Origin of the sequence: Actinotignum urematis, from assembly GCF_051264595.1 — a bacterium.
GTDB classification, from domain to species: Bacteria; Actinomycetota; Actinomycetes; order Actinomycetales; family Actinomycetaceae; genus Actinotignum; species Actinotignum timonense_A.
In genome coordinates, this window is the sequence record NZ_JBOZBG010000008.1 from 35,135 (window position 1) to 54,384 (window position 19,250).

Annotated in this window: 18 protein-coding genes and 1 tRNA gene; 3 read left to right on the forward strand and 16 right to left on the reverse strand. The window is 61.2% G+C overall.

Going from position 1 to position 19,250, the window contains the following annotated elements:
* Positions 1-115 precede the first annotated feature (115 nt).
* Positions 116-1,951, forward strand: coding sequence for a helicase HerA-like domain-containing protein (locus ACRQDJ_RS05150; protein ID WP_435706181.1), 1,836 nt, complete (start codon positions 116-118; stop codon positions 1,949-1,951).
* Here the strand turns inward: ACRQDJ_RS05150 and ACRQDJ_RS05155 are convergent.
* On the reverse strand, positions 1,923-2,900 hold the full coding sequence (locus ACRQDJ_RS05155; protein WP_435706189.1) for an aldose 1-epimerase: 978 nt from the start codon (positions 2,898-2,900) through the stop codon (positions 1,923-1,925). The genes ACRQDJ_RS05150 and ACRQDJ_RS05155 overlap by 29 nt on opposite strands.
* A 138-nt stretch (positions 2,901-3,038) precedes the next feature.
* Entirely contained in the window at positions 3,039-5,939 is a 2,901-nt protein-coding gene (locus tag ACRQDJ_RS05160; protein WP_435717865.1) for a leucine--tRNA ligase, read from the reverse strand.
* Between the two features lie 166 nt (positions 5,940-6,105).
* Between ACRQDJ_RS05160 and ACRQDJ_RS05165 the strand changes: the two genes are divergently transcribed.
* A complete protein-coding gene (locus ACRQDJ_RS05165) occupies positions 6,106-6,546 on the forward strand; it encodes an HIT family protein (protein WP_101594982.1) in 441 nt (146 codons plus the stop codon).
* Between the two features lie 57 nt (positions 6,547-6,603).
* Here ACRQDJ_RS05165 and ACRQDJ_RS05170 read toward each other — a convergent pair whose 3' ends face one another.
* The 13 genes from ACRQDJ_RS05170 to ACRQDJ_RS05230 all read right to left on the reverse strand — a co-directional run bounded on the left by ACRQDJ_RS05170 (position 6,604) and on the right by ACRQDJ_RS05230 (position 17,208).
* Complete coding sequence (locus tag ACRQDJ_RS05170; protein WP_284903380.1) at positions 6,604-7,356, reverse strand: HAD-IIB family hydrolase; 753 nt, start codon at positions 7,354-7,356, stop codon at positions 6,604-6,606.
* A 199-nt stretch (positions 7,357-7,555) separates the two neighbouring features.
* The gene (locus ACRQDJ_RS05175) at positions 7,556-8,059 is read right to left on the reverse strand and encodes a hypothetical protein (protein WP_284903383.1); all 504 of its coding nucleotides are present in this window, start codon (positions 8,057-8,059) and stop codon (positions 7,556-7,558) included.
* 415 nt (positions 8,060-8,474) lie between these two features.
* Positions 8,475-9,824, reverse strand: coding sequence for an NAD(P)/FAD-dependent oxidoreductase (locus ACRQDJ_RS05180; protein ID WP_284903386.1), 1,350 nt, complete (start codon positions 9,822-9,824; stop codon positions 8,475-8,477).
* A gap of 76 nt (positions 9,825-9,900) precedes the next feature.
* Positions 9,901-10,749, reverse strand: a complete 849-nt coding sequence (locus ACRQDJ_RS05185) for an HAD family hydrolase (protein ID WP_284903388.1) — start codon at positions 10,747-10,749, stop codon at positions 9,901-9,903.
* Positions 10,750-10,845: 96 nt separating this feature from the next.
* The gene (locus ACRQDJ_RS05190; protein WP_284903390.1) at positions 10,846-11,412 is read right to left on the reverse strand and encodes a TetR/AcrR family transcriptional regulator; all 567 of its coding nucleotides are present in this window, start codon (positions 11,410-11,412) and stop codon (positions 10,846-10,848) included.
* The gene (locus ACRQDJ_RS05195) at positions 11,409-12,182 is read right to left on the reverse strand and encodes an ABC transporter permease (RefSeq protein ID WP_284903392.1); all 774 of its coding nucleotides are present in this window, start codon (positions 12,180-12,182) and stop codon (positions 11,409-11,411) included. The genes ACRQDJ_RS05190 and ACRQDJ_RS05195 overlap by 4 nt, the downstream gene beginning before the upstream one ends.
* Positions 12,179-12,907 carry an ABC transporter ATP-binding protein gene (locus ACRQDJ_RS05200; RefSeq protein WP_434736377.1) on the reverse strand — a complete coding sequence of 243 codons (729 nt, stop codon included), beginning with the start codon at positions 12,905-12,907 and terminating at the stop codon, positions 12,179-12,181. The genes ACRQDJ_RS05195 and ACRQDJ_RS05200 overlap by 4 nt, the downstream gene beginning before the upstream one ends.
* Positions 12,908-13,164: 257 nt before the next feature.
* Positions 13,165-13,240 (reverse strand) — tRNA-Ala (locus tag ACRQDJ_RS05205).
* A 91-nt stretch (positions 13,241-13,331) separates the two neighbouring features.
* Positions 13,332-13,991 (reverse strand): histidine phosphatase family protein, encoded by a 660-nt coding sequence (locus ACRQDJ_RS05210; protein ID WP_284903395.1) that lies wholly within the window; start codon positions 13,989-13,991, stop codon positions 13,332-13,334.
* The gene (rsfS, locus tag ACRQDJ_RS05215; protein WP_284903396.1) at positions 13,988-14,485 is read right to left on the reverse strand and encodes a ribosome silencing factor; all 498 of its coding nucleotides are present in this window, start codon (positions 14,483-14,485) and stop codon (positions 13,988-13,990) included. Before rsfS ends, ACRQDJ_RS05210 begins: the two co-directional genes overlap by 4 nt.
* Positions 14,482-15,288, reverse strand: a complete 807-nt coding sequence (locus tag ACRQDJ_RS05220) for a hypothetical protein (protein ID WP_435717862.1) — start codon at positions 15,286-15,288, stop codon at positions 14,482-14,484. The genes rsfS and ACRQDJ_RS05220 overlap by 4 nt, the downstream gene beginning before the upstream one ends.
* On the reverse strand, positions 15,267-15,956 hold the full coding sequence (gene nadD / locus ACRQDJ_RS05225; RefSeq protein ID WP_035277256.1) for a nicotinate-nucleotide adenylyltransferase: 690 nt from the start codon (positions 15,954-15,956) through the stop codon (positions 15,267-15,269). Before nadD ends, ACRQDJ_RS05220 begins: the two co-directional genes overlap by 22 nt.
* Positions 15,946-17,208 (reverse strand): glutamate-5-semialdehyde dehydrogenase, encoded by a 1,263-nt coding sequence (locus ACRQDJ_RS05230; protein WP_284903401.1) that lies wholly within the window; start codon positions 17,206-17,208, stop codon positions 15,946-15,948. The genes nadD and ACRQDJ_RS05230 overlap by 11 nt, the downstream gene beginning before the upstream one ends.
* 186 nt (positions 17,209-17,394) lie before the next feature.
* On the opposite strand from ACRQDJ_RS05230, the gene trxA reads away from it, so the two are divergent.
* Positions 17,395-17,778 (forward strand): thioredoxin, encoded by a 384-nt coding sequence (gene trxA, locus ACRQDJ_RS05235; RefSeq protein ID WP_435717863.1) that lies wholly within the window; start codon positions 17,395-17,397, stop codon positions 17,776-17,778.
* A 129-nt stretch (positions 17,779-17,907) separates the two neighbouring features.
* On the opposite strand, the gene ACRQDJ_RS05240 is transcribed toward trxA, so the two are convergent.
* On the reverse strand, positions 17,908-18,801 hold the full coding sequence (locus ACRQDJ_RS05240) for a hypothetical protein (RefSeq protein ID WP_284903402.1): 894 nt from the start codon (positions 18,799-18,801) through the stop codon (positions 17,908-17,910).
* Positions 18,802-19,250: the final 449 nt, after the last annotated feature.

Consider the following 19,250-nt stretch of genomic DNA (forward strand, 5'->3'; position numbering starts at 1 on the left):
GCCCATCATGCGCGCCTTCGCTTACCTCGCGCCGGCGCTCCCGCCAACGTGGGGATGACGCTGACGTTTGGCCAGCTGTGGATAGTTCCCGCCATCGCCGCTCTACAATATTGGTATGAACGACGCCGATATTGCCCGCTTGCGCGCCGAGGCGGCCGAAGCCGCTGCCAAAGCTGCCCGCGCGGAAGCCGAACTCGCCCAGGCTCGCCTCGATGCCGCCCTCGCCGCCACAACCGCCACAACCGCCACCGCGGCAGAGAAGCGCCCACCCGTGCAGCCGGCGGCGTCGTCGCCGAAAGACTCCCCAGAACAATCCTCGCAACAATCCCCGCAACCCAACGATGACGATTACGTGAACGAGGTGGCTCGCAGCTACCAGGTATCCGGCCCGGCTCTCACCCTGGGCGCCTACCTGGATTCGGCCGGGAATCCGCGGCCCGACGTGCTGGTGCGGCTGCCTTTCGCGAGTTTCAATCGGCACGGGCTGGTGTGCGGGGCAACCGGGACCGGGAAAACTCGTACCCTCCAGCTGCTGGCTGAACAGCTAAGCGCGGCCGGCGTGGCCGTGTTCCTTACCGATATTAAGGGCGATCTTTCCGGCTTGTGCGAGGCAGGCTCGGCTTCCGATAAGCTCACGGCGCGCACTCGGGCCTTGGGGCAGGAGTGGGCGGGGGCCTCGTTCCCGCTGCATCTGTATTCCCTCACCGACACGACCGGGGTGCCGCTGCGGTCCACGGTGGAGGATTTCGGTGCTTTGCTGCTGGCGCGGGCCCTGAAACTGAATGACACCCAAGAATCGGCACTGGCCTTGGTTTTCGCGTGGGCGGAGCAGGAGGATCTGCGCCTGTACACCCTGGAGGATCTGCGCGAAGTGCTCCATTATTTGACCACGGACGGGAAGTCAGAGCTTTCCGGTATCGGCGGGGTCTCCACCGCGACCGCCGGGGTGATTTTACGCGAGGTATCCGCACTAGCGGCGCAGGGTGGGGATATGTTCTTCCAGCGCCCGTCCTTTAGCCCGAGCGAACTCATTGCCCACGAAGGCGAGCGCGGTGTTATTTCCGCCCTTGAGCTTCCCGATGTGCGCGATATGCCCGAACTTTTCTCCACGTTCACGATGTGGGTGCTCAGCCGGCTCTTTTCCGACCTGCCCGAGGTGGGCGATACTCCCCTGCCCCGCCTGGTGTTTTTCTTCGACGAAGCGCATTTGCTGTTCTCCGGGGCGTCCCGGAATTTCGTGGACGAAGTGACCCGCGTGGTGCGCCTCATCCGTTCCAAGGGCGTGGGTGTTTTCTTCGTCACTCAGACCCCGCAGGATATTCCCGAATCGGTGCTCGCGCAGCTGGGCACCCGGATTCACCACGCCCTGCGCGCCCACACCCCCAAGGACGTCAAGGTCCTCAAGGAAACGGCGAAAACTTTCCCCTTCTCACCCCTGGATATTGCGGCCGTGCTGCCCGCGCTGGGGACCGGTGAAGCTGTGGTCACGGGTTTGGGCGACGACGGCGCACCTACGGCCGTGGCCCCGACCCGGCTGTGGGCGCCGCGCTCCGTCATGGGCCCGGCCAGCCCGGCTGCCTTGAGCACAGCCCTAGGGAAAACACCTCGGCCTGCTCCTCTTTCCGGGGAGGCCGCGAGCGAGGGCGCGGCCCGCGCGGTTGCCGAGCGACGCGCGCAGCTGGAAGCCGCGGCGGCGGCAGCTAAAGAAGCGGAAGAGCAACGGCGGGCCGAGGAGGCCGCGGCGAAGAAGGCCGCCCGCGAGGCGGAGAAAAAGCTGGCGGCCGCCGAACGTGAAGCCGAGCGGGCCGCCCAGCGGGCGCAGCGGAATGCCGAAAAGGAGGCTGAGCGCCAGGCGCGGCGCCGCGATGCCGCCATTGATTCGGTGGTGCGCAGCGCGGGGCGGTCCCTGGGCCGCTCGATTATTAATTCGATTTTCGGGCGGCGCCGCTAGCGCCGGCCGGATAGCTGATGGTGACGGTGAGGCTGCGGGACTGGCCCGGGGCGAGGGCCACCCGGCCCACCTGATCCGAGCGATTAAAAGCATTGGGCAGGGCGGAAGCCGGGGCTACCAGGAGTGCTTCCCGCGCCCCGCGCTCCAGCGTATCCCCGGTCCACAGCCGCACGTAGGGAGCTTCGCTGGGTTCCTGAGCGAGGATAATATCGCGTTCGCGGGCCGGATCGGTGAGGACGGTTGCCACGATGCCGTCGCTGGTGGGTACCAGCGAGGTAAAGGTGGAGTCGATCCGGCTAGCTCCGAGCACCGGCCACTCGACCGGGGTGCTCACGCCGGTGAGCGCCGCGTCCCCGGGGGCTGGGATACCCTGGGCGTCAGCGGCAATTTTGGTGCGCGCGCTGACTGTTGCCGACATTTTTGAAATGGAGGCGAGCTGCGGGAAACGCATGTACCCGTTCCACGCGAGCGCCACCGGGGCGCAGCTTTCACCGCGGTTTGTCACTTCCACGCTAACGGAAAGATTATGGGTACCCGCACTGGAATCCCCCAGCGCGTACACCACTTGCAGGCCCACCGGCCAGGGGTAGCCGGTGACCGCGGGAAGCTCCGCCCGCAAAATAAGCGCATCCGCGGAGCGTTCGCGCTGGAATTCGCAATCGTGGACGCGCAGGCAGCGCCCGCTGGTATCCGCCTCCAGCTGGTAGCTTTGCCCATCCCAGGTGTAGCGCCCACCGGCAAGCGGCCCCACCCAAGGTGCCTCAATGAGCCCACGCCCACCGGCGGCCTCCTCCAATTCGGCGGCGCTGCGGTAGCCGGAAAACACCTCGCCGTCCGGACTCCAGGAGAGGAGGGCGGCACCGCGCGCCGCCACGAGGGCGCTGGCTCCGCCGGGCGCGCTGAGAAGCCATGCCGGTTTACCGTCAAAGTCGTGCGTCGTGATGCGCATACGTGCCACGATGTCCTCCTTACTCCCGCGGGTTCCTTCCCTTGGATGAGTGCCCGAGTTCTGAGCTTGAGCTGGGTTCCGGGTGCGGGGCCGGATTCTGGGTCTGAACCCGGCCCCGCGCCCACAGCACTATCCGCTTTACGGAACGATATTAATGAGTCCGGGGGCCCGCACGATAATCTTGCGCGGTTCGCCGTCCAGGAAGGACTGCACCCGTTCTTCAGCCAGGGCCCGAGCGGTCAGATCCGCATCGGAAATATCCTGGGGTACTTCCAGGCGGGCCCGGACTTTGCCCTTCACCTGCACCACGCAGGTCACGGTGTCATCCACCAGCAGCGAGGCATCGCTGACCTGCGGGAAAGCAGCGCGTGCCACCAGGCCGGGCTGGCCCAAACGCGACCAGAGTTCTTCGGCAATATGGGGAGCCACCGGGGCCACCATCGCCACGATAGCGCAGGCGACTTCCCGCGGCACCGCCTCCAACCCGGTGAGGTGGTTATTGAGCACGATGAGCTTGGAGATCGCGGTGTTGATACGCATATGGTCGTAATCATCGGCGACTCCGGCGACGGTGCGGGCCAGCAGTTTCGCGGTTTCGGTATCGGGAGCCGTATCGCTGACCGTCACCTCACCGGTGCGCTCATCAACGATATTGCGCCACAGCCGCTGCAGGAAGCGCTGCGAACCCACCACCGCGCGGGTATCCCAGGGGCGGGAAACATCGAGGGGACCCATCGACATTTCGTAGACGCGGAAGGTATCCGCACCGTACTGGTCGGCCATATCATCGGGCGTGATGATGTTCTTGAGGGATTTGCCCATCTTCCCGTATTCCCGGTTGACTTTCTCCCCCTGGTAGTAGAAGACCGCTTCCCCGTTTTCTTCACGTTCTTCTACCTCATCGGCCGGCACATAGGCCCCGCGGGCATCGGTATAGGCATAGGCCTGCACGTAGCCCTGGTTGAAGAGCTTGTGGAACGGCTCGGAGGAAGAAACATAGCCCAGGTCAAAGAGAACCTTGTGCCAGAAACGTGCGTACAGTAGGTGGAGCACAGCATGTTCGACGCCGCCCACGTACAAATCCACCCCTCCGGAGGTGTTACCGGACTCGGGCCGCGGGCCCATCCAGTAGGCTTCGTTTTCCGGGGCGCAGAAGCTATCGGCATTGGTGGGATCCACATAGCGCAATTCGTACCAGCACGAGCCAGCCCACTGCGGCATGGTATTGGTTTCGCGGCGGTACTTTTTGAGGCCATCGCCCAGGTCAAGCTCGACATTCACCCATTCCGGATTGCGTTCCAGCGGGGGTTGGGGCAGCGAATCTGCGTCGTCGGCATCATAAGACGCGGGCGAGAAGTCTTCCATTTCGGGCAGCTCCAGCGGGAGCATCGATTCGGGTAGCGCGTGTGCAATCCCCTCCTCATCCCAGACGATCGGGAAGGGTTCACCCCAGTAGCGCTGGCGCGAGAAGAGCCAATCGTGCAGGCGGTAGGTGACGGTGGCGGTTCCGGCGCCGCGTTCTTCCAGCCAGGCGATAATAGCGGCCATGGATTCCGTTTTGCTCATGCCGTTGAGAGAGATGTCCTCATTGGCGGAATCGACGAGGATGCCGTCTCCGGTGTAAGCACCTTGTTCCAGGTTCGGGCCGTACGGGTCCTCCGCCGGGCCGATGGTGCGGATAACGTCCAGATTGTATTCGCGCGCGAAAGCCCAATCGCGGTCATCGTGGGCGGGAACAGCCATGATGGCACCGGTTCCGTAACCGACCAGCACATAATCTGCCACGAACACCGGAACCTTGGCGCCGTTGACCGGGTTGATCCCGAAGAGCCCGGAGAAAACGCCGGTCTTTTCGTGGGTATCCGAGGTGCGTTCCATATCGGATTTCGCGGCGGCGCGCGCCCGGTAGGCCGCTACCGCTTCGCGCGGGGTGGCGTATCCGCCGGTCCATTCTTCGCGGGTGCCTTCCGGCCAGCTATCGGGAACCTGGAGGGCCTGCGCATCGGCTTCCGCGCCGGGCTCGGTTCCGCCCAGGGCGGCGTGTTCGGGAGCAACGGCCATGAAGCTGGCCCCGAAGAGGGTATCGGGGCGGGTGGTATAAACATCGAGGACCCGCCCGGAGCCGTCAGAAAGTTCGAAGCGAACCGTGGCGCCGTGGGAGCGCCCGATCCAGTTCTGCTGCATGGCCCGCACTTTATCCGGCCAGTCGATGGTATCCAGGTCGCTGACGAGGCGATCCGCGTAGGCGGTAATCCGCATCATCCACTGGGCGAGATTGCGGCGGAACACCGGGAAGTTGCCGCGTTCGGAGCGCCCTTCCGCGGTCACTTCCTCATTGGCGAGCACCGTTCCTAGGCCCGGGCACCAGTTAACGGGTGCTTCCTTGATGTAAACCAGGCGGTATTCGCTGAGTGCTTCCGCCTTTTCTTTCTTGGAGAGCTGTTCCCAGGGCCGGCCGTCCGGAGTGGCCTTTTCCCCGCTGGCGAATTTCGCTTCGAGTTCCTCGATGGGCCGGGCAGCTCCGTTGCCGCGCCCGTCCCGGCGCGGGTAATCCGGGTCAAACCAGGAATTGAATACCTTGGTGAAAATCCACTGGGTCCACTTCACGTACTCAATATCGGTGGTGGAGAAAACGCGGCGTGAATCGTGGGAGAGCCCGAGGCGGTGCAGCTGGGCGGCCATATTGGCAATATTTTCCGCGGTGGTGATGGCCGGGTGCTTGCCGTTTTGTACCGCGAATTGTTCGGCGGGAAGTCCGAAGGCGTCGTAGCCCATGGTGTAGAGGACGTTCTCACCTTTCATGCGGTGGTACCGGGCCACGGTATCCGTGGCGATGTAGCCGAGCGGATGGCCCACGTGCAGGCCGCGCCCGGAGGGATAGGGGAACATGTCCTGGATAAAGAACTTCGGCGCCGAGGTATCACCCGCGAGATCCCCAACCGGGTTCGCGGCGTAGAAGGCACCTTCCTCTTCCCAGCGTTCCTGCCAGTGGGCTTCGATCTCATTAGCCAGTTCCGCGGTGTAGCGGAACTGGGTCATATCCTCAGCGGTCAAGGGTACTCCTTTTCGACGGTCGACTTCGGTCAATTGTAGCTCTCTCCTACGACAAATCTCAGGTCGTCCACAGCGGGACGGCGGCGCTGGCAACCGCGGCCTATGCAGCCGGCATCCGCGCGCCACCAAAGCCGGCGGCTAGACTGGAACCATGAGCGTCTTTTCAAAAATTATTGCCGGTGAGATTCCGGGTCGTTTTGTTTGGGCCGACGACGTGTGTGTTGCTTTCGCAACTCTTGAACCGCACGCCCGCGGGCATGTTCTGGTTGTGCCACGCGCGGAAATTGATCGCTTCACCGATCTTGATGATGACACGGCGGCGCATCTTTTCATCGTTGCCAAGCGCATCGGTAAAGCCCAGATCGCGGCTTTCGGGGTGGATCGGGCAATGCTGGTCATCGCCGGCCTGGGCGTGCCCCACACCCACCTGCACGTTATTCCCGCGGATTCGGAAAACGTCACCAGTTTTGCGTCTGCACGCAAGGATGTGCCCGGCGCCGAATTGGATGCGGCGATGGAGGAACTGCGCGCGGCCCTACGCGAACAGGGCTGGGAGGAGTTCGTTCCCGAACAGCTCGGTTCCCTCGCCTAGGATCGCTCGTTTCGACTCGCGTTGCGGGCAAGGCTTGAGGCCCGCGCGCGGAGCGGTTTAGGCCAGCCCCACCAGGTTCTCAATGAATTCGGCGGTGTCGGTCCAGTCCCGTACCGCGTGGGTGTCGATGCCGAGCCGAGTCACCGGGTAGTCGTTGCCGGCCGGATCGAGCCGGTCCCCCACAAAAAGCATCTGCGCGATGGGGATACCGGTTTGTTTGGACAGTTCCGCAATTCCGTAGGCTTTGTCCACGCCCTTGCGGGTAATATCCACGGAGGTTGAACCGCCCGAACGCACTTCCAGGTGCGGTAGACGCGCTGCGACAGCTTCTCGCAGCGCGTTTTTCTTTTCCCCACTCGGATCCCAGGCGCGTTTCGCTTCCAACGGTGCACTTTGCCCGAGCGCGGAGAACGTGACTTGGGAGCCGCGGTCTTCCAGGATTTCCCCCCAGGTGGTGCTTTCCCACAGACCGAGCCGGCGTGCTTCTTCTTCCAAGGCCAGTGCCGCATCCCGGCGTTCTTCCTCGGTGAGGTTGCGGACGTACACATCGCGCCACTGCCCCGCATCGTGAACGAGGTAGCGGGTTCCGCAGGTGGGCATGAGGTGGAGGCGAGCGAGCTCCGCGGGAGTGCCGTCCAGCCCTTCCAGGAGCTGGCTTTCGAACTGTCCGAATTGCCCGCCGGAAATCACGCATACTTCGTATGTATCCAGCAGCGCCCGCAGGGCCCGCGCCATGCGTTCGGGCAGCGCAGATTTGGAGGGTGCCAGGGTATCGTCCAGGTCAAAAGCAATAAGGCGGTAAGACGTCATAGCCACAGTATGGTGCATGGGCCGCGCAGATGCGAAATAGTGGCCGGCTTGATGCACAGATCCGGTCCGATACCCACGTATTCTTACGACGACGCAGCGGGCTGATACATCGCGATGTATCAGCCCGCTGGTGGGTTTCGCGCGGCAGGGTAGTTGGCTGGTGAGAAGCCCGCGGCCCGGCCAGGCGTGCTAGACCTGCTTATTGTTCGTCTTTGATGGCTGCTTCGCAGAGCAACCGGGCCCCGCCAATAATAAGGACAGCAACCACGAGGCTGAGGAGGAAGCTGAGGACTCCGGCGAGCGCAACCGTGGTGGGAGTGTATTCACCGAAAACGCTAATCATCGCGAAAAGCGAGACGAGCACGTGGCAGCCGGCCACGATAAAGGCGAGGATCATGATGATCGGCGCGATGGAGCGGGCCACCCGGGTGGAGAAGTTCACGGAGAACAGGGCCGCGAAGCCGGAAGGGTTGTGCGGCTGCTGGGGCTGAGGCAGGTAGCCGTAGCCTGGCGCCGAGTAGGCCGAAGGCGCCCACTGACCCTGCTGCGGGGCGGGGATATAGGGCTGGCCCTGCGCCTGATTCTGCTGGCTCTGCTGATTTTGCTGGTCAAAGCCCTGCTGGTAGGACTGCTGCTCCGGCTGGGCGCTCTGCTGACCATAACCGGGGTTATTATCAGGGAACTGGTTATTCTGTTCGCTCATGAGTATTCCTTCCGTAACGAGCGATGGCCACGACGCGATCATGACCCGAGGCACTTCACACTTAAAATACCAAGAAAGTGGAAACGCGCGTATTCATCTCACTACCCACCGGAGGCGGGTAGGTACCAACTAAGCGTAGCTATCCGTAGCGGCCACCGCGAATAGGACAGATCTAATACAGGACCTGAGGGCGGGCCGAGGGATAGGGCTACCTGGACATCTTCTGGCAGTATCTCATTCATACCTGAATGATGGCATGAGGTTACGACAGAAAAATCTTGAGGTCGCCCTCCCCCGGCCCGCTACGTTCCGGATCGGCGCGGCACTACCGCTAGTTGCAGTGCTGTTAGTGGCACTACCGTTAGTGGCAACGCCGCTAGTTGCAGCACCGCGCTACGGATATCACCGCAGTGCCCTACGCTCCGACCTTCTCCAGTTCTTCGCTATCCAGCTTCGGAGAGGCACTTAAGGTCCCCTGGCGTGCTCGCCGCGAGAAGGGATGGATATCCCCCACGATCACATCGTGGCGCTTGGGGAAGAGGAAGTACTTCGAGGCGAGGTTGGCGAAGGTCGCGAACATTTCCCGCCCGGACTGGAGCTGCTGGATATGCAGGGCATTCCACATGAGCCAGGAGAACTTCCCGGTAATGGCCGGCAGATGCGGAATTTCGGTGACCGCGAAACCAACACCCACGGTGGCCATGGTGCCCTTGTTGAAGTACTCGAAAGGCTCGGTTTCCCTGCCCGCCAGGTTATTGGAGATGACCTTGGCGATATGCCGCCCGCCCTGGATAGCAGGTTGGGCCAGCTGCGGAAGCCCGCGTTCTCCGCTCACAGCAACGTCCCCGGCAGCGAAAACGCCGTCGACCCCTTCCACCTGGAAGTGTTCGTTCACCTGGATGCGCCCGCGCGCCCCTTGCGGCACGCTCCATTCCTTGACCTCGGGCGGAACCCCCACTCCGGAGGACCAGACGATCAGCGAGGCGTCAATCCACTCTTCTTCTTCCGTCTCGGTGTTCTTCACCAGGATGCGGTTGTCCTCCACCGCGGAAACGGCCTGGTTGAGGAGCACTTTCACGCCGCGATCTTCGAGAGCGCGGTGGGCGGCGTTACGGCTCTTCTCATCGAAAGGCCCGAGGACGGTGGGTGCCATATCCACGAGGATGATCTCGAATTGCTCGGTATCGATGCTGGGATAGAGCGTCTCGAAATCGAAATTACGCAGTTCGGCAATGGCGCCGGCGGTTTCCACGCCGGTGGGGCCCGCACCGCACACAACCACCCGGAACGGCCCGGGATTTTCGGCGGCATCCATGCCGTCCAGCAGCCCGTAGAGCCGGTCGCGTACCTGAAGCGCTTCATCGCGCGTGTACATCGGCAAGGTGTGCTCCGCGGCGCCCTTAATACCGAAGTAAGCAGCGCTCACACCGGTGGCGAGGACGAGGTAGTCATAAGCCATCGTGCGCTCGTCATCGAGCTCGATGATCTTATTATCCGTATCCACGTGCTGGAGCTCCCCGAGCACGAAACGCAGATTCTTCTGCTTGCTCCGCAATGCGCGCAGGTTGTAGGTAATATCCCCCGCGTTGAGAGCGCCCGAAGCCACTTGGAAAAGCAGCGGCTTGAACGTGGTATACGGATTCTTATCAATGAGCGTTACCCGCACGGGTGCCTCGCGAAGGCCACGTGCCGCTTGGATACCGGCAAAGCCACCGCCGACGATGACCACATGCGGTAACGCACTTCCTTTAATATTGTGACTCATACCCCATAACATAGTGGATATGTGAGCTAGTTTCCAATACTTCACTCAAACGCAAAATAGTGACCCTCGGCAAATATCACCGCAGCACCGCGGCAACCAGATCGGCAACCGGCGCGGGACCCTCGGGGAGAATCCAGCGGGCGGCGGCCTTAGTTTCGGCGCTGGCCTGCGGCATTGCACAGCTCTGCGCTATTTCGCGCATCCAGGGAATGTCATTAGCGGAGTCCCCCACCCCTAAGGTGTGTGCTGCGTCCAGCCCGCGCGCCCGCAGCGCCAGCTCAATTCCTTCCCACTTGGTCACCCCGGGAGCCACCACATCAACAAAATTCGCGTGCCCGCGCACCGCCCCGGGAAACGCCTCCTGCCAGAGTCCACGGAGCCGGTCCAGTTCAGTTTCAGTTCCGGAGAAGGAGAGTTTCGTGATGGTATCGGCCGCAAGGCCGGCGACGTCGCCGCGGAGCGGTTCCCGCCCCGCGGAAGCGTTGCACATAACGTCCTCATACAGGGGCGCCCCAAAACTTTGTACGACGACGCTCTCGCTGCCATTGACGACTATGCCGAGGCGGTGTTCCTCCGCGAAGCGAACGGCGCGCGCATAGGCAGCGCTGCCGAGCGGGTGACGGCGCACTACCGCGTGCCCGTCCCAGACGATGGAGCCGCCTTCGGCCACCACCCATCCGGGTACCCCGGCGTCCGAGAGAATAGCGGCCGCCCCGGCGATGATGCGCCCGGTGGCCAGGGTAATCGGGATGCCAGCGGCGTGGAGCTGTTGGAGGGCGCGGATATTCTCCGGGAGTACCCGCGAGCTAGCGTCCGTGAGGGTGCCGTCCACGTCGAAAAGCATATTCGTGGGCCGGGCGAAGTCGCGTTCGCGATAGGTGATGTGCCCGGAGGCGTCCACTACTCCCAGCTGATGGCGCGGCATTAGCGCTCATTCCTGGGGATGGTGAATTCCGCTGTGCTCATAGCAACGATAGTAACCGAGTGCATGAATCGGGTGAAAATACGAAAGCCTATTAGCCTACAGTTCACCTGTGAGATAGCGCTGAATCGTGGGGCCAACGAGAGATACGAGTTCGTCGGTAGTCAAGCTGGCGAGAGGTTCGATTGTGAGGATGTACCGCGCGACTATGATTCCCGCCATCTGACTGAGCACCAGCGAGATGCGTAGTTCACGGTCGGGGCTATCGAGGTGCTTGAGGATGCGATCTATTAATAGCGTCTCCGCCGCCTTGTGTAGCACATGTGGACTGCTTGCCATTGCCCGTCGAAACAACGCAAGAATGGCTTTTCCTGACGGGGAGCACCACATTGTGTCTGCGTAACGCACGATTTCGTATCCCCATCGCTCCTTGGGCAGACTGCTGATATGCGTGACGGCTTCTCGCGGCTGGACAATACGATCCAGAACCTTGTTGAAGAGTCCTTCCTTCGAGCCAAAGTAGTGATTGATCAACGATGCGTCTACGCCAGCTTTGCCCGCTATTTTCCGTACCGAAACAGAGTCGAATGAAAACTGCGAGAAAAGCTCCTCTGCTACGTCCAGTAGGCGTTTGCGTGTTTGGGCGCTCTTGGACGTTTCAGTCACTTCGTGCTCCTTCGCATGGTTGCCGAGGCGAGCAATAAGGCAAGAAGGATGACTCCGGCTAAAAGTCCGATACGAAGCCATGAATCGGAGGATAGCGAGCTGGTTTCCAGGGTCTGGCGAACTACATCAACAGCCCACGTCATCGGGAGCACATCGGCGACCTTGGCCAGTACGGCAGGCATGTGTTCATTTTGCACGAAGAGACCGCAAAGAAAGATCTGAGGGGCAACGAAAACAGGCATGAACTGCACGGCTTGGAACTCCGTGCGAGCGAAGGCGCTTGCCAACAAACCAGAGGCGACACCGAACAGGCCGTCAAGTAGTGCCACTATGATGAGCCCCCACCACGGTCCCGCGAGCTCCACACCCATCGGCCCCAAAACTAGAACCGCGAGGATTAACGACTGGGTAACGGATAAGAACCCAAACACGGCCCCGTACGACGCAATCAGATTCCATCGGCTCAGCGGGGTGGTGAGGACGCGCTCGAGCGTGCCGGATGTCCGCTCACGGAGCATGACCACCGAGGTGACGATGAACATCAGCAGCATCGGCAAGACCGCGAGCATGATGGGGCCAATCGTATTGAAGAGAGGCGTATGGCCGGGGGCGACGGGAACATCGACAAATACGAAATAGAGCAGCGTCAACAGCAGAGCAGGTACCACCAAGATCAGGCCGACAGTGCGGGGATCGGCCTTCAACTGGCAAATAATACGAGCAACGGTTGCGAATGGCGAAGGCTTGCGAACGGCTGGGGTGACACTCATTCTGACTCCTTAATGAGAGCGAGAAAAGCTTCCTCCGGATTATCGGTGCCGGTCCGAGCTTGAACTGACTCGATAGATTCTTGTGCCAAGAACTCGCCTTCGCGCATGAACAGCACTTCGTCGCAATGTGAGGCTTCGTCCATGACGTGACTAGATATAAGCAAAGTAACCCCTTCGGCAGCAAAACCTCGGAATACTTGCCACAGCTCCTGGCGGGTAATCGGGTCGAGGCCGACGGTCGGTTCGTCAAGCACCAGTACCTCCGGGTGGCCGACCAGAGCACAGGCAAGCGAGGCACGGTTTGCTTGACCTCCGGACAATTTCGTGATTGGCCGGGAGGCATAGTCGTTCAACTGCACACGGCTGATGGCCTGCGCAACATCGGTGCCGCTGGCCCCAACCAGTCGGCCAAAGTAGGCGACATTATCATGAACGCTAATATCTGGATATATCGACAGTGATTGGCTCGTGTATGCAACTTTATGCCGCAGAGCCTTTGCTCCCGCGGGAAGCCCAAGAATATCTATGGAGCCACTGGTGATCTGCTGCACGCCCAGGATTGCGCGCATCAGCGTGGTTTTGCCGCACCCGGAGGGCCCTAAAAGGCCGGTAATGGATCCGCGCGACAAGTTACAATTCAGGCCCCGTAAAACTGAGGTTGTACCACGGCGAATATGTAGATTCCGTACCCTCAACACGGATTCAACACCTGTTGAATTTCTCATGTACAAGACATTACCGCCGCAAAATAGGGAAAGCAACGGTTGGGAGAATGTTTAGTCGCCACCGGTATGCGCGACAGTTCTCGCGTTTATACCCGGCGCTGTTCTTGATACGAGGTCTGCCGAGCATTAAGCCTGGCTAGCGGCACATAGATAGAGTAAATAGCCGGCTCATTCGGCGAGAGCAGACGTGATGGAGAACGAACTGGACAGCCGTAAAAACTATCAGATTACTGTGCATTGGAATAGTAAATTCCCAGTGGTGGAGCTAAGGGGATTCGAACCCCTGACCTCTTCCATGCCATGGAAGCGCGCTACCAACTGCGCCATAGCCCCAAGCGACTTATAGAACTTTAGTCGGAGAAGAAACGCTTGGCAAATCGGAACCGGATTTTGTGTCGAGCATCGCATTCTTGCAGGTGGGTGCTTAGCCTTCCGGTCCTTCCACCTCAAAGTTTTTCACCGGATCGTGCTCATCGGCGAGGAAACGGTTGAAGCCGGTGAGGCGCCATTGCGGGTCCGCGTTCTTGCGCCGCTGCAGCATGGCCCAGTGGCAGTTATCCAAGCCGCCCAGGCCTTGCCATTGCGCCCCGCACCCGAGGAGCACCCCGAGTCCGCAGGTGATCGCCGCGCCGTGCGCGGTCACAACCAGCAGGCCGCCATCCATATCTTCACTGGCTTCGCTAATCGCCGCGGCCACGCGTGCGCCGACGTGTTCCTTTGTTTCCACGCCGACACCTACGGGTTCCTCCCCCGCCCGCCACTGCGCGAATTCACGCGGGTAACGTTCGGCAATCTCGGTGCGGGTCAAGCCCTCAAAAAGCCCAAAACAGCGCTCTTCTAGACGCGCATCGGTTGCCACCTCGAGGCCCACCAGCTTGGCAGCCTCGAGAGCGGTGGCATAGGCGCGCTGCAACGGTGATGCCACGAAACGCGCCGGGCCAGCAGCGGCGATATAGGGAGCCACGTAACGTGCCTGGCCCAGGCCTACCGCATTGAGGGGTATATCTGTAGAGCCCTGGATTCGCCAGGCCAGGTTGTAATCAGTTTGGCCGTGGCGCCAGAGCAGGATGCGATCTGCACTCATGCATCTACCTCAGCGGCACCGGCCGCCTCAGAGTCCCTAGAGTCCCCGGGTTCCCCTGGTTCCCCTGGTTCCTCGGATTCCGCAGCGCCCTCCGGCGCCGCGGGTGCTTGCGCTCCGGTAATAACAGCCTCATCATCTAGCTGGAGATCCACATGCGGGCAATCGGCCCACAGGCGCGCGAGGGCGTAATCATCACGGTCCTCATCGCGCTGAATATGCACGATCAGTTCGCCGTAATCCAGGAGCACCCAGCGCGGGTCGAAAGTGAGTCCTTCGCGGCGCAAGCGTTGCCCGCCGGCGTCGTCGAGTTTCTCCTCCACGCGATCCACGATGGCGCGCACTTTCGGCTCCGAATCACCGGAAATAATAAGGAACACATCGGAAATGGCGAAACGCTCACCAACGTCGAGAGCTTCAATCGATGTTGCTTTCACCTCTGCCGCTGCCGCGGCTCCAATACGGGCGAGCTCAATCGCGCGGTCCGAAGCTGTCACAAGATCTCCTTGATATTGGGGGTAATGCTGGATGCCACAAGATCACCAGGCGCGGCCTGCGCGCCGTGCTGGAGGAAGAAGAATCCGATAACCAGGCCGAGCACCACGCTAATAACAATGAGCAGCAGCATGGTCATCGTCCAGCGGCGCGGGGAGGATTCGTCGTCGAGTTCATCTTCGTCCACATATTCGTGCGCGAGCGGATCCGGCTGCGCCGCGGGAACGGAAGCGGGCGAGAACGCCGCTGCGGCGTCGTTCCCGGTATTTTCTCCTACCGCAGGCGCCGGTTCCTGCTCCGTAACCGAGGCGCGCAAAGCATCGCTTTGGGTGCGAGCGAGTAAACGTTCGCGCAGGCTGCCGCCTTCGGAAAACTCCGCTGCCACGTCCGGTTCCGGAGCCGGCTCGGAAGCCGATACCGATTCCGGGGCCACTTGCGAGGCAGGAGCCGCCGCGGCAGCTGGTGCCGAGTCAGCAAATGGCGGGATGAGCGAGTGTTCTTCTTCGCCAATACTTGCCTCGGTATCGGCTTCGAAACGGTCGAAAACGGAGATGCGCTCCCCTGAGAGCACGGGCGCCGCTACTTCAGCTTCCTCAGCCGCCCCAGCTGCCTCAACGGCTTCGGCACGCTCGGCCAGAATGGCGCGCCGCCGCGTTGCCCGCACCACCGGAATATCACGGGTGCGCCGCAATTCTTCTACCGGCGAAGCCTCGCCTTCTTCGAGAGGTTTTAGGAGTCCGCGCTCGCGCATCTCGCTGCGTGTGAGGCGCCGCCCGCCCTCGCTCATTTCTTCTCCTCTCGGCACGACTGTCCTTTGTCAAGTTTACCCGGTGCCTCGCGCTGGGCATAAAGTTTGTATTTCCTGATGTGCTGCACCACGCCTTCGGGCACCAAATACCAGATGGGCTCGTGGGCTTTCACCCGCTCGCGCACATCCGTGGAGGAAATCGCCATAGCGGGAACCTCCACAATTTCCACGGCATGTTTGGGCAGCGCGGACACGTCAATATTGTGCCCGGGGCGCGTCACCCCGATGAAACGCGCCATCCCCCACAGTTCCTCGGCGTTCTTCCAGCGCAAAATTTCCGGAATAACATCCGCTCCGGTAATGAAGTACAGATCAGCATCCGGGTAGACCTCACGCAAATCCCGCAGGGTATCCACGGTGTAGGTCAGTCCGCGCCGCTCAATATCCACCCGCGATACCGTAAAGCGGGTATTCGAGGCGGTGGCGATAACCGCCATGAGATAGCGGTGTTCGGCCGGGCTCACGTGCTGCCCCTGCTTGAAAGCCGGGCGGCCGGTGGGCACAAAAACCACCTCGTCCAGCCCGAAACGATGCTGTACTTCCGAGGCTGCCACCAGGTGACCGTGGTGAATCGGGTCGAAAGTTCCGCCCATCACCCCGATCCGCCGACGCCGGTGCTTGCGTTCGTCGAAAGGAATCTGCACCGGTTCGTCTTTATCGGACATGCCCCTCGCCCTCTGCAATCCACGTCGTCGTGGTCATTTCTTCCAGACCCATAGGCCCGCGCGCATGCAATTTTTGGGTAGAAATACCAATTTCCGCGCCCAGCCCAAATTCGCCACCGTCCGTGAACCGCGTCGAAGCATTAACCATGACCGCCGCGCAATCCACCTCGGAGGTAAACCGATTAATAGCACGCTGATCCTCGGCCACAATAGCCTCGGTATGGCCGCTCGAATAGCGGGAAATATGCGCGAGCGCCGTCTCAATATCAGGCACCACCGCGACGGCCATCTCCAGCGCCAAATATTCCTTGGCCCAATCTTCTTCCGTTGCGGCCTGCGTGGGAATATCCCCCGCGAAACTTTGCGCGGCCGCATCGCAATGCAAGGTCACGCCGCGCTCATAAAGTTCACGCAAAATCCGCGGCATAAATTGCGGTGCGATATCCGCGTGGACCAGAAGTGTTTCGGCCGCATTGCAGACGCTGGGCCGATGCGTTTTCGAATTAACGACGACGGCGCTAGCCCGCTCCACATCCGCGCTGGCATCTACGTACACGTGATTATTGCCCACCCCGGTTTCGATCACGGGGACCAGGGATTCGCGCACGACTGTCTGGATGAGGCCGGCGCCTCCGCGCGGAATAACAAGGTCCACCAGGCCGCGCAATTTCATCAGTTCGACGGCGCCCGCGCGCCCGAAAGCATCAATGGTCTGCACACAGTCGGCCGGGAAACCGGCCTCCGTTACCGCCTGGCGCATGAGTTCCACCAGCACTTCATTGGTGCGGATGGCGGCACTCCCCCCGCGCAAAATCACCGCGGATCCGGCTTTGAGCGCCAAGGTAGCCGCATCGACCGTGACATTGGGCCGGGCCTCATAAATCATTCCGATCACGCCCATGGGCACCCGCACTTGCCGCAAACGCATCCCGTTAGCTAAGCGCGAACCGCGTACCACTTCACCCACCGGGTCGGCCAAACCCACCACATGTTCTACCGCCCGGGCAATTCCTTCGATGCGCTCCGCATTCAGGAGGAGGCGATCAATCATGCCCGGGGAAAGCCGGCTTTTTTCCCGGGCCACATCCTGGGCATTCGCCTCCACAATACGGGCGGTTTCGCTGCGCAAAATCGCGGCGATACGGCGAAGGGCGTCATTTTTTGACGTGGTTTGCGCCCCCCGCAAAGAACGCGCCGCCTGGCGCGCGCGGCGGGCCACATCAGCCACGCCCTCGGTTAACGTTGCGGTCATAGTCTCTACTTTAGGCCAGGAAGGCGCCCGTTACCGAATAGGAAAAGCCGATGGGCTCAACGGGCAGGCTGCCGCTTCGCTTATACAGCACGCGGCCACTCGTATATATTCGGTCCATCTCATGGGAATAGCGCTCACGCTTGGCGCGTTGCAGGTAGCGAGATTTCCACTAACTCGAGGAGAACCATGGCAACCGTTACTGTCACCGCGGAAAACTTCAACGATACCGTGCATGAAGGCATTGTCCTGCTGGATTTCTGGGCGAGCTGGTGCGGTCCGTGCCGTGCTTTCAGCCCTATTTACGAAAAGGCTTCTGAAAAGCACCCCGATATTACTTTCGGCAAGGTGAGCACCGAAGATAGCCCGGAGCTCGCCGCACACTTCCAGATTCAGGCGATTCCCACCATTATGGCTTTCCGGGATGGCATCCGCGTCTTTGAGCAGGCCGGGGCACTGCCGGCCGGCCCGCTGGAGGATCTCATCGGGCAGGTCAAGGAGCTGGATATGGATGAGATTCGCGCTCGTCTTGCCGCTCACGAAGCCGAGGATTCCGCGAAGAAGGCTGAGTAAGCGCTAGCCTGCTGCGCCATCCAGGAGGCGCCATGCGCGTGAGGGGCGAACTGGTCAATTCCAGTTCGCCCCTCGTGGTGTTCGGGAAACTCCGCGACTCTCGGAAGGCCCCGCTACTCTCAGTACAGCTTAGGAAATCTCTGCCCGGCCAAAGAGGACCGGGAGCACTCCGCGCACCAGCGAGGCTAAATCGGTACGGATGGAGGTGGGTCGGTAAATAATGCCATCTGCCGCGCCCATGCCCAGCCAGGACTCGGTGGTATCCGCGACATCGTATACGGTTCCAACCACGTGAGCACTGCGGGAGAAGTCCGGGCCGCCCAGGGCTTGGACCAGGAAGAGGCGCTCGCGGGCCGCGGTGCGGGTAGCCGAAATAATAACGGTCATATCGAGGAGGACCTGCAAGTCGGTATCGTATTCTTCCGCCGCCGTACGCAAAGCGAAACGGGCCTCGCGGGCACGGTGCGCATCCGGAGCGGAGAGGCGCATCATCGGCGAAATACCGCAGATCGCGCGCAGATTCAGATTCGGAACATCTTCGGCGCGCACGTGCGGCATGAGGCGCACCCCGGCCGCAATCGCATTTTCCACGTCGCTGCGCAGGGCCGCAAGGTCCGTTGCCGGGGTGATGGGCAGGCTCACCAGGGCCGGAGTATCAGAAGTATCTTGCTGGGTTCGGGCGACCGCTTCGCGCAGGGCCTGGGAGGTAGCAGGCACTTCCACCGCGATATCACCGCGGGCACGCGGCCCTAAGCGGCTTGCCGTTTCCATTGCGGAGGCAACCCGGGAGCCGGGAAGCACAAATTCCCCGGAGAACTGGACGAAATCGAGTCCGCCTTTCCAGGCCGCATCGGCGCAGGAGGCCAGGTGGGCGATGGACGCCCCGTGGGCTGGGCGCACGGCTGCGCCGTCGCCGCACAGATTCTCCCCGCCGCCGAGCGCCGAGAGATCGACTCCTAAAAATGTTTCTCTTAAAACTTCCTCATTCGTGGTGGTGCACAGGGTGGTCAATTGGATGGTCATTAGTACTCACTATCAGGACGAAGACGGGCAGAGGGGGCACTGGCCGGCGCAAGAAGGCGCGCGCTCATAAAGTGGTGATGCCAGCGGCGCCAATGCGCCTTGGTAATTCGATAGTCGGCAAGCATGCTAGAGGTGACATCCTGGAGCGTGACAAACTGCGACATCGAATTCTCCGTTCTTCGTCGGCTCGGGTAGTTCCGAGCGATTGCGAGGGTGCTATATAAGCACTTGCGATAACGCTAGATCTTTATTGTCCAATAGGCAAGACGAACACGACGGTTCTTTGCGCAAGTCACTATTCAATTATTCAGATTACTATTCAGTCACTGTGATGTAATATTTCGCTAGCTTGTGCGCAAATAACCCGATGACCAGCGCAAATAATAATCCTGAGCCGCGCCCGCCGTGAAACTTTATGCAGCTTCCACATAGTTACAGGTCCGTAAAGT

What these genes read in the sequence shown, in the direction of transcription:
- ACRQDJ_RS05150 (WP_435706181.1), top strand. Translation starts at nt 116, where the DNA reads ATGAACGACGCCGATATTGCCCGCTTGCGCGCCGAGGCGGCCGAAGCC.
- ACRQDJ_RS05155 (WP_435706189.1), bottom strand. Translation starts at nt 2,900, where the DNA reads ATGCGCATCACGACGCACGACTTTGACGGTAAACCGGCATGGCTTCTC.
- ACRQDJ_RS05160 (WP_435717865.1), bottom strand. Translation starts at nt 5,939, where the DNA reads ATGACCCAGTTCCGCTACACCGCGGAACTGGCTAATGAGATCGAAGCC.
- ACRQDJ_RS05165 (WP_101594982.1), top strand. Translation starts at nt 6,106, where the DNA reads ATGAGCGTCTTTTCAAAAATTATTGCCGGTGAGATTCCGGGTCGTTTT.
- ACRQDJ_RS05170 (WP_284903380.1), bottom strand. Translation starts at nt 7,356, where the DNA reads ATGACGTCTTACCGCCTTATTGCTTTTGACCTGGACGATACCCTGGCA.
- ACRQDJ_RS05175 (WP_284903383.1), bottom strand. Translation starts at nt 8,059, where the DNA reads ATGAGCGAACAGAATAACCAGTTCCCTGATAATAACCCCGGTTATGGT.
- ACRQDJ_RS05180 (WP_284903386.1), bottom strand. Translation starts at nt 9,824, where the DNA reads ATGAGTCACAATATTAAAGGAAGTGCGTTACCGCATGTGGTCATCGTC.
- ACRQDJ_RS05185 (WP_284903388.1), bottom strand. Translation starts at nt 10,749, where the DNA reads ATGCCGCGCCATCAGCTGGGAGTAGTGGACGCCTCCGGGCACATCACC.
- ACRQDJ_RS05195 (WP_284903392.1), bottom strand. Translation starts at nt 12,182, where the DNA reads ATGAGTGTCACCCCAGCCGTTCGCAAGCCTTCGCCATTCGCAACCGTT.
- ACRQDJ_RS05200 (WP_434736377.1), bottom strand. Translation starts at nt 12,907, where the DNA reads ATGAGAAATTCAACAGGTGTTGAATCCGTGTTGAGGGTACGGAATCTA.
- ACRQDJ_RS05210 (WP_284903395.1), bottom strand. Translation starts at nt 13,991, where the DNA reads ATGAGTGCAGATCGCATCCTGCTCTGGCGCCACGGCCAAACTGATTAC.
- nadD (WP_035277256.1), bottom strand. Translation starts at nt 15,956, where the DNA reads ATGTCCGATAAAGACGAACCGGTGCAGATTCCTTTCGACGAACGCAAG.
- ACRQDJ_RS05230 (WP_284903401.1), bottom strand. Translation starts at nt 17,208, where the DNA reads ATGACCGCAACGTTAACCGAGGGCGTGGCTGATGTGGCCCGCCGCGCG.
- trxA (WP_435717863.1), top strand. Translation starts at nt 17,395, where the DNA reads ATGGCAACCGTTACTGTCACCGCGGAAAACTTCAACGATACCGTGCAT.
- ACRQDJ_RS05240 (WP_284903402.1), bottom strand. Translation starts at nt 18,801, where the DNA reads ATGACCATCCAATTGACCACCCTGTGCACCACCACGAATGAGGAAGTT.